The 13,104-nt window shown below is 72.3% G+C and carries 10 protein-coding genes; 8 read left to right on the top strand and 2 right to left on the bottom strand.

The features are described 5' to 3' along the window. Positions 1-111: 111 nt before the first annotated feature. The 6 genes from AC13HU_RS17760 to AC13HU_RS17735 all read left to right on the top strand — a co-directional run bounded on the left by AC13HU_RS17760 (position 112) and on the right by AC13HU_RS17735 (position 7,659). Positions 112-906, top strand: a complete 795-nt coding sequence (locus AC13HU_RS17760; protein WP_483042856.1) for an ABC transporter ATP-binding protein — start codon at positions 112-114, stop codon at positions 904-906. Further along, entirely contained in the window at positions 893-1,885 is a 993-nt protein-coding gene (locus AC13HU_RS17755) for an ABC transporter permease (RefSeq protein ID WP_483042855.1), read from the top strand. The genes AC13HU_RS17760 and AC13HU_RS17755 overlap by 14 nt, the downstream gene beginning before the upstream one ends. A 2-nt stretch (positions 1,886-1,887) precedes the next feature. After that, a complete protein-coding gene (locus tag AC13HU_RS17750) occupies positions 1,888-2,673 on the top strand; it encodes a sirohydrochlorin chelatase (protein ID WP_483042854.1) in 786 nt (261 codons plus the stop codon). Between the two features lie 294 nt (positions 2,674-2,967). Beyond that, complete coding sequence (locus AC13HU_RS17745; protein ID WP_483042858.1) at positions 2,968-5,214, top strand: MMPL family transporter; 2,247 nt, start codon at positions 2,968-2,970, stop codon at positions 5,212-5,214. A gap of 78 nt (positions 5,215-5,292) precedes the next feature. Next, positions 5,293-6,387, top strand: a complete 1,095-nt coding sequence (locus AC13HU_RS17740) for a sigma-70 family RNA polymerase sigma factor (protein WP_483042853.1) — start codon at positions 5,293-5,295, stop codon at positions 6,385-6,387. A gap of 408 nt (positions 6,388-6,795) precedes the next feature. Further along, the gene (locus tag AC13HU_RS17735; RefSeq protein WP_483042852.1) at positions 6,796-7,659 is read left to right on the top strand and encodes an aminoglycoside phosphotransferase family protein; all 864 of its coding nucleotides are present in this window, start codon (positions 6,796-6,798) and stop codon (positions 7,657-7,659) included. A 291-nt stretch (positions 7,660-7,950) separates the two neighbouring features. Here AC13HU_RS17735 and AC13HU_RS17730 read toward each other — a convergent pair whose 3' ends face one another. Next, positions 7,951-8,667 carry an exonuclease domain-containing protein gene (locus AC13HU_RS17730; RefSeq protein WP_483042851.1) on the bottom strand — a complete coding sequence of 239 codons (717 nt, stop codon included), beginning with the start codon at positions 8,665-8,667 and terminating at the stop codon, positions 7,951-7,953. A gap of 135 nt (positions 8,668-8,802) precedes the next feature. Next, positions 8,803-10,059, bottom strand: coding sequence for an SAV2148 family HEPN domain-containing protein (locus AC13HU_RS17725; RefSeq protein WP_483042857.1), 1,257 nt, complete (start codon positions 10,057-10,059; stop codon positions 8,803-8,805). A 241-nt stretch (positions 10,060-10,300) separates the two neighbouring features. Between AC13HU_RS17725 and glgX the strand changes: the two genes are divergently transcribed. Further along, positions 10,301-12,439: a glycogen debranching protein GlgX gene (gene glgX, locus AC13HU_RS17720; RefSeq protein ID WP_483042850.1), complete on the top strand. Its 2,139-nt coding sequence runs from the start codon at positions 10,301-10,303 to the stop codon at positions 12,437-12,439. Between the two features lie 140 nt (positions 12,440-12,579). After that, positions 12,580-13,104, top strand: a 525-nt coding sequence (locus AC13HU_RS17715) for an alpha-amylase family glycosyl hydrolase (RefSeq protein WP_483042849.1), incomplete at its 3' end; no start/stop codon positions are given.

The raw sequence follows: 13,104 nt of genomic DNA, 5'->3' as shown, positions 1-13,104 counted from the left end.
CCCCGGCACAGCACCACCGCGGCCCCTCTGCGAGCGACACCACAGCACGGCTACACCACAGCAGCCGACCGTATCCCTTACGACACCGAGCACCCCAGGAGGTGACCCACCATGGCCGACACCCTCACCGGCCCCGCGGTACCGTCGGCGGGACCCGTCGGGTACGCCGCGCGCATCGACCATGTTTCGAAGGCGTTCGGCAGGCCCGGCGCCCGGCAACTCGTGCTGGACGACATCACGCTCGACGTGGCGCCAGGCCAGTTCGTCTGCCTCCTGGGTGCCTCGGGGTGCGGCAAGTCCACCCTGCTGAACCTGGTGGCCGGGTTGGACAAGCCCTCGGCCGGCACGATCGACGCGCCGGGCGGGCGGCCCGCGCTGATGTTCCAGGAGCACGCGCTGTTCCCGTGGCTGACCGCGGGCAAGAACGTCGAACTGGCCCTGCGGCTGCGCGGGGTGCCGCGCGAGGACCGCAGGACCGAGGCCGAGCGGCTGCTGTCGCTGGTCCGGCTCGGCGGCGCGTACGGCAAGCGGGTGCACGAGCTGTCCGGCGGCATGCGGCAGCGGGTGGCGCTGGCCCGCGCGCTCGCCCAGGACAGCCAACTGCTGCTGATGGACGAGCCGTTCGCGGCGCTCGACGCGATCACCCGGGACGTGCTGCACGACGAACTGACCCGGATCTGGTCCGAGACCGACCTGTCGGTGCTGTTCGTGACGCACAACGTGCGCGAGGCGGTCCGGCTCGCCCAGCGGGTCGTGCTGCTGTCCTCCCGGCCCGGCCGGATCAACCGGGAGTGGGCCATCGACATCCCGCAGCCTCGCCGTATCGAGGACGCCGCCGTGGCCGACCTGTCCATCGAGATCACCGAAGAACTCCGGGGGGAGATCCGCCGCCATGGCCAGCACTGACACCGGAGCGAAGGACACCGAGCCGCTCGACGGGAGCAAGAAGGCCAACGGGGCCCACAGGAACGACCGGCACGACCGGTACGAGCGGGCGGACGACGAGGCGCGCGCCGAGCGGTCGGCCCGGGACCTGTCCGGCCTGGAAGCGGGCCTGGACGCGCTGGAGACCGTCACCATCGGCCGTACCCCGGTCGGGCAGGTGCTGCTGAAGAAGGTGCTGCCGCCGCTCAGCGCGGTCGTACTGGTGCTGGTGGTGTGGCAGCTGTGCGTGTGGGGCAAGGTCGCCGACCCGACGAAGCTGCCCGGCCCGCACGCGGTGTGGCAGGAACTGGCGGACCGGTGGAACGCCGGCGACCTGTTCTCGATCATCTGGACCAGCGTGGAGCGCGGCCTGCTCGGCTTCCTCGCCGCGCTGGTGATCGGCACCCCGCTGGGCCTGCTGGTCGCCCGGGTGCCCTTCGTACGGGCCGCGATCGGGCCGATCCTGTCCGGGCTCCAGTCGCTGCCGTCGGTGGCGTGGGTGCCGGCCGCGGTGATCTGGCTGGGCCTGAGCGACTCGGCGATGTACGCGGTGATCCTGCTCGGCGCGGTCCCGTCGATCGCCAACGGCCTGGTGGCCGGCATCGACCAGGTCCCGCCGCTGTACCTGCGGGCGGGCCGCACCATCGGCGCGACCGGGCTGCGCGGCGCCTGGTTCATCCTGCTGCCCGCGTCCTTGCCGGGCTACGTGTCCGGGCTGAAGCAGGGCTGGGCGTTCTCCTGGCGCTCCCTGATGGCCGCCGAGCTGATCGCCTCCTCGCCGGACCTGGGCGTGGGCCTGGGCCGCTACCTGGAGAACATGCGCGAGGCGTCCGACATGGCCGGCGTGTTCCTCGGCATCCTGCTGATCCTCGTGGTGGGCATAGCGATCGACCTGATCGTCTTCAGCCCGCTGGAGCGCTGGGTCCTGCGCAGCCGCGGCCTGACCGCGAGGACCCAGTAGCCGTGCGCCCGACCGCTACAAACGCGCCCGCACTGCTGGTGATCGCGCACGGCTCGCGCGACCCGCGGCACTCCGCGACCGTACGGGCGCTGACCGCGCGGGTGGCGGCGGCCCGGCCGTGGCTGCGGGTGGACACCGCGTTCCTCGACTTCGAGGCGCCGTCGGTGCCGGACGCCGTACGGCGGCTGGCGGCCGACGGCGTCCGCGACGCGGTGGCGCTGCCGCTGCTGCTGACCCGGGCGTTCCACGCCAAGACCGACATCCCGGCGGTGCTGGCCGAGTCGGCGGCGGCGCTGCCCGGCCTGCGGCTGCGCACGGCGGCCGTACTCGGCCCCTCGCCGCTGCTGACCGCCGCCCTGGAGCGGCGGCTGCGGGCGGCCGGGGTGCGGCGTCGCGACCGGGCCGGGACCGGCGTCGTCCTGGCGTCGGCCGGCTCCACCGACCCGGAGGCGAGCGCGGTGATCGCAGCAATCGCGCGGGAGTGGCGGCGTACCGGTTGGTGCGCCGTGCGGCCCGCGTTCGCCTCCGCTTCCCTGCCCCGCACCCAGGACGCGGTGCGCGCGCTGCGCGCGGAGGGCGTGCGCAGGATCGCGGTGGCACCGTATGTGCTCGCGCCCGGGTTCCTGCCGGACCGGATCGCCCAGGGCGCGCGGGAGGCGGGCGCGGACGTGCTCGCCGACGTCCTCGGCGCGGCGCCCGAGGTGGCCGAGTTGCTGCTGCGCCGGTACGACGAGGTGCGTCCGGGGGGCGCGACCCCGCTCCCCTTCGGCCGGCTCGCCCTCACCTGATCCCTCACCTGATCCCTCACCAGGCCGCGCCGACCTGCGCGGGCCTGCCCGGCGGCCCTTGTGTGTAAGGGGCAGCCACCAGGATGGTCAGGGCTTACCCCTCCGGTCCGGGTGGGGCTTTCCCCACCCTTGAGAGGGAGAACGCCTCACCTCAAGTCACCTGTTGGCCGGATGGGTCGGCGCCCTTTGAGCTCATAGCGTCATGGGTGGAAAGAGCGGCAGGTCAAAGGCCGCCACCCACGACGATCCTTCAAGGGGGACTCCGTGAGTCGCGCTCGCGCACACGGCAGCAGAATGGGCATCGCGGCGGCCATGGGCAGCTGGAGCGCCCGGCACCGCTGGGCGGCAGTCGGCGGCTGGCTGCTCTTCGTCATCGCGGTCATGGTGATCGGCCAGTCCGTCGGCCGCTCCGACGTAGACGAGAACCGGTCGATGCCCGGCGAGGTCAACCAGGCGGCGACCATCACCGACGACGCCGGGTTGAAGGACAAGGCGTCCGAGATGGTGCTCGTGCAGACCACGCACGGCACCGTCACCGACCCCGCGGTCCGCGGCGCGGTCGACGACGTGATGAGCGCAGTGCGCTCCACCGGCCTCGCGACGGCGATCACCTCGCCGTACGACACCCAGGCCATCTCCAAGGACCACCGCTCGGCACTGGTGCGGTTCGACATGCGCGGGTCCGCCGACGACGCCCCCGACCATGTGCAGCCGGTGCTCGACGCGGTCGCCAAGACGCAGAGCGCCCACCAGGACCTGCGGATCGAGGAGTTCGGCGACGCCAGCGGCAACCACGCGGTCAGCAACGCCTTCGGCAGCGACTTCAAGACCGCGGAGTACTCGGCGGTGCCGGTCGCGCTGGCCATCCTGCTGATCGCGTTCGGCGCGCTGGTCGCCGCACTGCTGCCGGTCGCGCTGGCGATGACCGCGTTCCTCGCCGCGGGCGGGGTGGTCGCGCTGGTCAGCCACGCCATCCCGATGAGCGACACCGCGAACTCGGTGATGCTGCTGGTGGGCCTGGCGGTCGGCGTCGACTACTGCCTGTTCTACCTGCGCCGGGAGCGCGAGGAGCGGGCCGCGGGCCACGACGGCGAGACCGCGCTGCGGATCGCCGCGGCCACCTCGGGCCGGGCCATCCTGATCTCCGGGTTCACCGTGATCGTGGCGATGGCCGGGATGCTGTTCACCGGCATCGGCGACTTCAAGGCGATGGGCATGGCCACGATGATCGTGGTGGCGATCGCGATGTTCGGCTCGGTGACGGTGCTGCCCGCGCTGCTGTCGCTGCTGGGCGGGAAGGTCGAGAAGGGCCGGATCCCGTTCGTCGGGCGCAAGTCCCGTGGCCGCGGCCAGGGTCACACCCCGGCGGCGAACAACGGCAGCCGGTTCTGGCGGACCGTGCTGCGGCCGGTGCTGCGCAACCCGAAGACCTCGACCCTGATCGCCGGCGGCGCCCTGGTGGCCCTCGCGATCCCGGCGTTCTCGATGCACACCGCGAACCTGTCCACGTCACAGGAGTTGGGCGACAGCCTGCCGATCATCAAGACCTACGAGCACATCAACACCGCCTTCCCCGGCGGCCCCGACCCGGCGCACGTGGTGGTCAAGGCCGGCGCGATCAACTCGCCGCAGGTCAAGAAGGCGATCGCCGACTTCCGCGCCGAGGCGGTCAGTTCGGGCGCCAGCACCGGCCCGGTCACCGTCACCGTGCACGGCCCGCAGAACATCGCGGAGATCGACGTGCCGCTCGCCGGCGGCAGCGACCGGTCCAAGGCCGAAGCCGACGTACGGCTGCTGCGCGACCACGTCCGGCCCGACACGCTCGGAAAGCTCGACGGAGTGCAGGCCCCGATCACCGGCGACACCGCCTCGTCGATGGACTTCACCCACAAGATCACCAGCAGCGTGCCGCCGGTGTTCGCGTTCGTGATCGTCTTCGCCTTCCTGCTGATGCTGCTGTCCTTCCGGTCGCTGACCATCGCGCTGACCTCGATCGTGCTGAACCTGCTGTCGGTGGGCGCGGCCTACGGGGTGCTGAGCCTGGTCTTCCAGCACGGCGTGGGCGCCTCGCTGGTCGGCGCGCACAGCACCGGCGCCGTGGTGGCCTGGCTGCCGCTGTTCCTCTTCGTGATCCTCTTCGGGCTGAGCATGGACTACCACGTGTTCGTGGTGTCCCGGATCCGCGAGGCACGGATGCGCGGCCTGACCACCAAGGGCGCGATCGAGCACGGCATCACCACCACCGCGGGTGTGGTCACCAGCGCCGCCGTCATCATGGTCGCGGTCTTCGCGATCTTCGGGACGCTGTCGATGCAGAGCATGAAGCAGATGGGTGTCGGCCTGGCCTGCGCGGTGCTGATCGACGCCACCGTGATCCGCGGGGTGCTGCTGCCGGCGGTGATGACGCTGCTCGGCGAGCGGAACTGGTACCTGCCGCGGTGGATGCGGCGGATGCCCGACCTGACCCACGACGAGTCGGTGCTGCCGCTGCCGCCGGTCACCGGGAGCCAACCGCCCCAGCCGGTCCTGGACCGCGTCTGACCGGTACCGATCGACCGCAGTGCCCCCGCGCCGTGCCGGCTCGGGGGCACTGTCGGTGCCCGCGGGTACGGTGGGCCCATGAGCGTACGGCAGAGCGGGAGCAGGACCGCGGCGGCCGGGCCGACCCGGTCCGGCGGTGGGATCGAGGAGCGCCTCGAGGCGCACCGGGCCGAGCTGACCGGGTACTGCTATCGCATGCTCGGCTCCGCCTTCGAGGCCGAGGACGCGGTGCAGGAGACCATGGTGCGGGCCTGGCGGGGCGCCGGCGGCTTCGAGGGCCGCGCGAGCCTGCGCTCGTGGCTGTACCGCATCGCGACGAACGTCTGCCTGGACAGCCTGAAGGCGGGCAACCGCCGGGCCCGGCCGATGGACCTGTCCCCGGCCTCGCGGGCCGACGCGGCGCTGCCCGACCGCACCCCGGAGTCGGACTGGGTGGAGCCGGTGCCGGACGTGCGGGCGCTTCCGTCGTCGGGCGACCCGGCCGACGTGGTGGTCTCCCGCGAGAGCATCCGGCTGGCCTTCGTGGCCGCCCTCCAGCACCTGCCGCCCCGACAGCGGGCCGTGCTGATCCTGCGGGAAGTGCTGGCCTGGAAGGCGAGCGAGACCGCCGAACTCCTCGGCACCACCGTCGCGTCGGTGAACAGCGCCCTGCAGCGCGCCCGTGCCACCCTGGCGGACGCCGGGGTCTCCGATGCCCACCGGGCAGGGCAGGACCCGTCCGGCGGCGCCCAGGGCGGCGTGAGCGTCACGACGACCGCCGCCATGGACAAGGAGCGGCAGGCCCTGCTGGACCGCTATGTCGACGCCTTCGAGCGGTATGACCTCGACGCCCTCACCAGCCTGCTGCACGAGGACGCCACCATGACCATGCCGCCGTTCCCGATGTGGCTGCGCGGCGCCAAGGAGATACGCGCATGGCTCGCGGGCGCCGGCCGCGCATGCGAGGGCTCCCGGCTGCTGCCGATCGCTGCGAACGGCTCGCCCGGTTTCGGCCAGTACCGCCGCGACCCGTCCGGGCGCGGCCACCGCGCGTGGGCGCTCCAGGTGCTCGACGTCTCAGACGGGCACGTCACCGGGCTCAACTCGTTCCTCGACACCGAGCGGCTCTTCCCGCTCTTCGGGCTCCCACTCGAACTGCCCGGCGAGCCCGGCGAGTTCGAGCAGGGCACGTAGCGGGACCGAGGCGCCGCACAGCCGCACCCGGTGACCGGCCCGGTGCGCGGCCAGCGCGACATGGGCCAGCGCGGCCAGCGTGCCCCGGTCGGCGGCGAGGCCACCCACGTCCACCGGCACCGCCGCCATCGCTTCCTCCTCCAACTCACGTCCCGTATCCCGGCTTCCTGTCCCGTTTCGGCCACCCGAACAGGTCTTCACGTGATACGACCAGTGCCGGGGTCGTAACTCATCGGCACGACGGGTACGTATTCGCGACAGGTTTCGACGGACTTCCCGGAAATCCGAAGCGAATTCAGCAGGTTCGAGTGCGAGACTTGCCGTTGCCCCACGGCATTGCCGATACCTCCGGCATATGCGGTCGGGCGGTGCGGGTGGGCCGCAGAGCAGAGAAGCGAAAGGCTGGGCATGGCGGACGCGGTGTTCACGCAGGACCGGGCGCGGGCGGTGCTGGATGCCGCCGGGCACTGGGAGGCCGATCTGCTCTCCTTCGGGGAGAACGCGGTCTTCGCCGCCGGGCGGCTGGTGATCAAGGTGGGGCGTGGCGCCGATCTGCTGGACCGGGCCAAGCGCGAGGTGCGTACCGCGGATTGGCTCGCCAAGCACGACGTGCCCGCGGTGCGCTCCGCCGAGTCCGAGGTGCGGCTGGTGGAGGGGCACCCGATCACGTACTGGCAGCGGCTGCCGGACTCCCTGCGGCCCGCCGCGACCGCCGACGTGGCGCCGCTGCTGCGGCTCGTACACGCCCTGCCGGAACCGGACTTCGGGCTGCCGCCGCGCGATCTGCTGGCCGGGGTGGAGCGGTGGCTGCGGGCGGCCGGCGACGCGGTCGACCCGGCCGACGCGGCCTATCTGCGCCGCCGCAGGAACGGTTTCGCGCTGGCCGCGGCCGACCTCGTGCCGCGCCTGCCGCGCGGCCCGATCCACGGCGACGCCCTCCCCCGCAATGTCCATATCGGGCCGGACGGTCCGGTCCTGGTCGACCTGGAGACCTTCTCCTCCGACCTGCGCGAGCACGACCTGGTGGTCCAGGCGCTCAGCCGCGACCGCTACGGGGTGCCCGCCGCGGACTACGACGCCTTCACCGCGGCCTACGGCTGGGACGTCACCACGTGGGACGGCTACGAGGCGCTGCGCGGCGCCCGGGAGACGGCAGGGTGCGCCTGGGTCGCCCAGCACGCCCCGGCGAACCCCGCGGCCCGCACCGAGTTCCGCCGCAGGGTCGCTTCGCTCCGAGCCGAGGACCCGTCCGTACGGTGGTATTCGTTCTGACGGTCCCGGGTCCGGGCAGCCCCTTCCGGTCCATCGCGGACTGACGGTGCGTTGTGGCTGGTCGCGCAGTTCCCCGCGCCCCTGGTGTGCTTACTCGCCATCGTCGGATGACGGTTCCCACGCCACAGGCGTGACTGAGCTGCGCGGAAGAGGGCAACAAACAGGGGCGCTGGGGGCACCTCCCAAGCGAAGCTCTGGGCGCGGAACTGCGCGACAAGCCATCCACGGGGCGGCACCCGGCACCCGAACCGCAAGGGGCACCCCGAACCCCGAACGCCTGCGGCGGAGCCGTCAGCCGTGGACGGCGTGCGCCTGACGCAGCGGCCAGGTCGGGTCCACCACAGCGGCAGCGTCCCCCTTGCGCCGTAGCCACCCTTGGAAGTCCTCGGCCCAGGCGGCGTACCAGACCCGCTGACTCTCCTGGAGGTCCCACAGATCGGCCTCGCCCGCCTCGGGGAACCGCAGGGCCAGCGCGCGGGCCACGCGGACGGCGGCGAGGGCGTCGGCGCCCGCCTCGTGGGCGCTGTCGAGCACGACGCCGTACACCGCGCAGGCGGCCTCAAGGGTGCGCTTGCCCCGCCGGTAGCGGTCGAGCGCGCGGTCGATGACGAGCGGGTCGATCACCGGCCCCGCCGTCCCACCGCCGGAGGCGATCCCCGGCAGTGCGTACCGCGCCAACTCCTCGTCCAGAAGGGTGAGATCGAAGGGCGCGTTGTAGACGACGACGGGCACCCGGGCCGCCCAGTAGCCGCGCAGCGCGTCCGCGACCTCGGCGACGACCTCGGGTGCGGGCCGGCCGTGCGCGGTCGCCCGCTCCGTGCTGACACCGTGTATGGCGGTGGTCTCCGCCGGGATCGGCACGCCCGGATCGGCGAGCCAACCGCGGTGCCGCACCGGCTCCCCCGCCTTGACCTCGGTGACCGCCGCGGTCACGATGCGGGCCTGCCGCGGATCGGTCCCCGTGGTCTCCAGGTCGAAACCGACCAGCAGATCCTCGTGCCATGCCATGGCGTGTCCTTCCAGCCGTTCTCCCCCGTGTGCCCTGCCATCATCGCCTGACCCACTGACATTCCCGGCGGCGGGCGGGGCCGTTCCGGCGCCCCCGGCGTGGTAGGGCCTGTCGTTCGGATCTCCGGAAACGGGTCAGGACACCGGCCGGGAGTCGGTCCAGATGCCCTCGAACTCCTCGCGGTAGACGTCGAACAGGCCGCCCTCGGCCGGTTTGTCATCGTTGACCACCCGCCGGGTGCCGCCGCGCAGCACCATCACCGGCACCTCCATACCGCGGGCCCGCCGCAGATAGGTCTGCACCACCGCGAGGCCGTCGGTGCTGTCCCCGTCCACCAGGTACGCGGTGAAGCGCGGCGTCTCGTCGAACACCTGGATCTCGAAGGCGCCCTCGTCGCGCACCCGGGCGCGGACCCGCCGCATGTGCAGGATGTTCATCTCCACCGCCCGGCTCAGCTCGCCGCGCCCGAGGCCGAGTTCGCGCTCGCGGCGGCGCACCGCGCTGCTGGCCGGGTTGAGGAAGAGCAGCCGCACCCGGCAGCCGGACTCCGCGAGCCGGACCAGCCGCCGCCCGGAGTAGTTCTGCACCAGCAGGTTCAGGCCGATGCCGACCGCGTCCAGCCGCCTGGCCCCGGCGAAGAGATCCTCGACCGGCAGTTGGCGCTGTAGCCGTACCCGGTCGGGGTAGACGCCGACCACGTCGGAGTAGCGGTCGGCGACCAGTTCCTCCACCGCGTCCACCGGCAGCCGTTGCTTGGCCGAACGCGACGGTCCCGAGCCCAGCAGTTCCAGCAGCCGCGCGGAGGCCCGCTCGACCTGGTCCAGCACGGTGCGCGACAGCGCCCGGTTGCGGGAGACCACGTGCCGGGCCACTTCCAGCTCGTCCAGGGCGAGTTCGAGCTCGCGCCGGTCGTCGAAGTACGGCTCGAAGCACGGCCAGTGCTGCACCACCAGCTCGCGGAGCTGGGGCAGGGTCAGGAAGCTGAGGACGTTGTCGTCGGCGGGGTCGAGCAGGAAGCCCTTGCGGCGGCTGACCTCGCGGACCGCGACGGCGCGCTGCACCCATTCGTGGCCGGCCGGTCCGGCCGCGGCGACCACCCACTCCTCGCCGTGCACCGGCTCGTAGATCGGCCGCAGCACCGCGTTGACCACCGCCCGCAGCCGCTGCTCGACCAGGTTGAGCCAGACGTAGGCCCGGCCGGCCCGGCGGGCGCGGGTGCGCACCTCGGCCCACGCGTCGGCGTCCCAGTCCAGTTCCGCTCCGATCTCCATCGGCGCGGCGACGGAGACCACGCCTGGCAGCGTGGGCACCCCGTCGTCCGGGGCATCCCCCGTGACGTGCCGGTCACCCTGCTCACCGCCACCCGGGAGCATCAGACCTCCGGACGTCACCACCTCACCGCCTCCCACCCCCGTCCACGATCAAGGAAGGGTACTGCGGTGCGGGGGGTGTCGCAGCCGGAACGACCCTACTTGACTACTAGCAGACAACCCCATCAGCCGTTCCGTCGCAGGCTGTTGCCACAGTGTCACCCTCGGGAAGGAGCGGGGTGGGAGGATGCTGTCGCAACGTCACTGCCGGGCATGCGGTCACCCGCCGCGCGGCCGGTCCCCGGAGCGGAAGAGTCCTCACATGCAAGTCTGGCCGGGTCAGTCGTACCCGCTCGGTGCCACCTTCGACGGCGCGGGCACCAACTTCGCCGTCTTCTCCGAGGTGGCGACGCGGATCGAGCTGTGTCTCCTGCAGGACGACGGCTCCGAGACGGCGGTGGAACTGCGCGAGGCGGACGCCTTCGTCCGGCACGCCTACCTGCCCGGGGTGATGCCCGGCCAGCGGTACGGCTTCCGGGTGCACGGGCCCTACGACCCGGCGCGCGGCCACCGCTGCAACTCCGCGAAGCTGCTGCTGGACCCGTACGCCAAGGCGGTGAGCGGCGACATCGACTGGGACGAGGCGGTCTACGGCTACCGGTTCGGGCAGCCCGACTCCCGCAACGACCTGGACTCCGCCCCGCACACGATGTCGTCGGTGGTGGTCAATCCGTACTTCGACTGGGCCGAGGACCGGCCGCCGCGCATCGGCTACCACAAGACGGTCATCTACGAGGCACACGTCAAGGGCCTGACGATGACCCACCCGGGGCTGCCCGAGGACATCCGCGGCAGCTACGCGGCGCTGGCGCACCCGTCGGTGATCAGCCATCTCGTCGAACTCGGTGTCACCACCCTGGAACTGATGCCGGTGCACCAGTTCATCCAGGACCACCGGCTGGCCGACGCCGGGCTGGCCAACTACTGGGGCTACAACACCATCGGGTTCTTCGCCCCGCACAACGGCTACTCCTCGCTGGGCGACCGCGGCCAGCAGGTGCTGGAGTTCAAGACGGCGGTGCGCGCGCTGCACCGGGCGGGCATCGAGGTGATCCTCGACGTGGTCTACAACCACACCGCCGAAGGCAACCACCTGGGCCCCACGCTGTCGCTGCGCGGCCTGGACAACGCGTCGTACTACCGGCTCGGCGGCGACAAGCGCTCCTACACGGACACCACCGGCACCGGCAACAGCCTGCTGATGCGCAGCCCGCACGTGCTCCAACTCATCATGGACAGCCTGCGCTACTGGGTGACCGAGATGCACGTCGACGGGTTCCGGTTCGACCTGGCGGCCACGCTGGCCCGGCAGTTCCATGAGGTGGACCGGCTGTCGTCCTTCTTCGACCTGGTGCAGCAGGACCCGGTGGTCTCCCAGGTGAAGCTGATCGCCGAGCCGTGGGACGTCGGCGAGGGCGGCTACCAGGTCGGCAACTTCCCGCCGCTGTGGACGGAGTGGAACGGCAAGTTCCGCGACACGGTGCGCGACCTGTGGCGCGGCGAGAGCGCCACCCTGGCGGAGTTCGGCTCGCGGCTGACCGGTTCCTCCGACCTCTACCAGGACGACGGCCGCCGCCCGCTCGCCTCGATCAACTTCGTCACCTGCCATGACGGCTTCACGCTGCGCGACCTGGTGTCGTACAACGACAAGCGCAACGACGCCAACGGCGAGGGCAACCGGGACGGCGAAAGCTTCAACCGGTCGTGGAACTGCGGCACCGAGGGGCCGACCGAGGACCGGGCGGTGCAGGCGCTGCGGCTGCGCCAGATGCGGAACTTCGTGGCCACGCTGATGCTCTCCCAGGGCGTGCCGATGCTCAGCCACGGCGACGAGTTCGGCCGCTCCCAGCGCGGCAACAACAACGTCTACTGCCAGGACAACGAACTGGCGTGGCTCGGCTGGCCCGGCAAGCCCGGCAGCAGCGAGGCCGACGACGAGGCCCTGAAACTCCACGAGTTCGTGAAGACGATGGTGTGGCTGCGCCGCGACCACGCGGTCTTCCGGCGCCGCCGCTTCTTCCACGGCCGCCCGGTGCAGGGCACCCACGACGAACTGTCGGACATCGCCTGGTTCACCCCCGACGGGCGGGAGATGACGCAGCGGAACTGGCAGGCCGCGCACGCCAGGTCGCTGGTGGTGTTCCTGAACGGCAACGCGATCTCCGAGCCTGGCCCGCGCGGGGAGCCGGTCACCGACGACTCGTTCCTGCTGCTGTTCAACGCGGCGCCGCGCGCCCTGGAGTTCGTGCTGCCGGTCAACCACGGCAAGGAGTGGCGGCTCGTGATCGACACCGAGCGGCCGGACGGGGTGCCGCCCGGCGGCGGCGAGAAGGTCAGGGGCGGGGACTCCCTGCTGCTGGCCGACCGCAGCATCGTGGTGCTCCAGCGGCCGGCGGACTGACCCGCACTGGCCCGTTCGGGTGACTTGGGGCGGGCAGCCGGGTGACGGCGGGCGGCCGTGCGAGGCCGCGTCGGGCGGCAGGGGCCGGTTCCGGCCGGCCCGACGCGCCTGTTCGGCCGATCCGGGGTAGAGAAGACCTCATGACCGCTTCCCCGGCTCCGTCCGCGGTGCCCGCCTCGACCTACCGGATACAGCTGCAACCGCGCTTCACCTTCGCCGACGCGGCGGCCTGGGTCCCGTACCTGGCCGCGCTCGGTGTCACCCATCTGCACCTGTCGCCGGTCCTGGAGGCGGTGCCCGGCTCGACGCACGGGTACGACGTGGTGGACCACGCGCGGGTGCGCGCGGAGCTGGGCGGCGAGCAGGGGCTGCGGGAACTGTCCGCGCGGGCCCGGGCGCACGGCATGGGCCTGGTGCTGGACGTGGTGCCGAACCACATGGCGGTGCCGGCGCCCGAGCACCTCAACGGGCCGCTGTGGGAGGTGCTGCGGGACGGCCCCGGCTCGCGGTACGCAGACTGGTTCGACATCGACTGGGCGGCGCGGGACGGACGGGTGCTGCTGCCGGTGCTGGTCGAACCTCTGCCGGACGTTCTGGGCGAGCTGACGGTGGTGGCCGACAAGCGCGCCGAGCGGGCGGAGCAGGGCCCGGGAGCGGGATCGGGG

This window comes from Streptomyces sp. NH27, from assembly GCF_056859195.1.
This window is presented reverse-complemented; position numbering and strand designations above follow the sequence as displayed.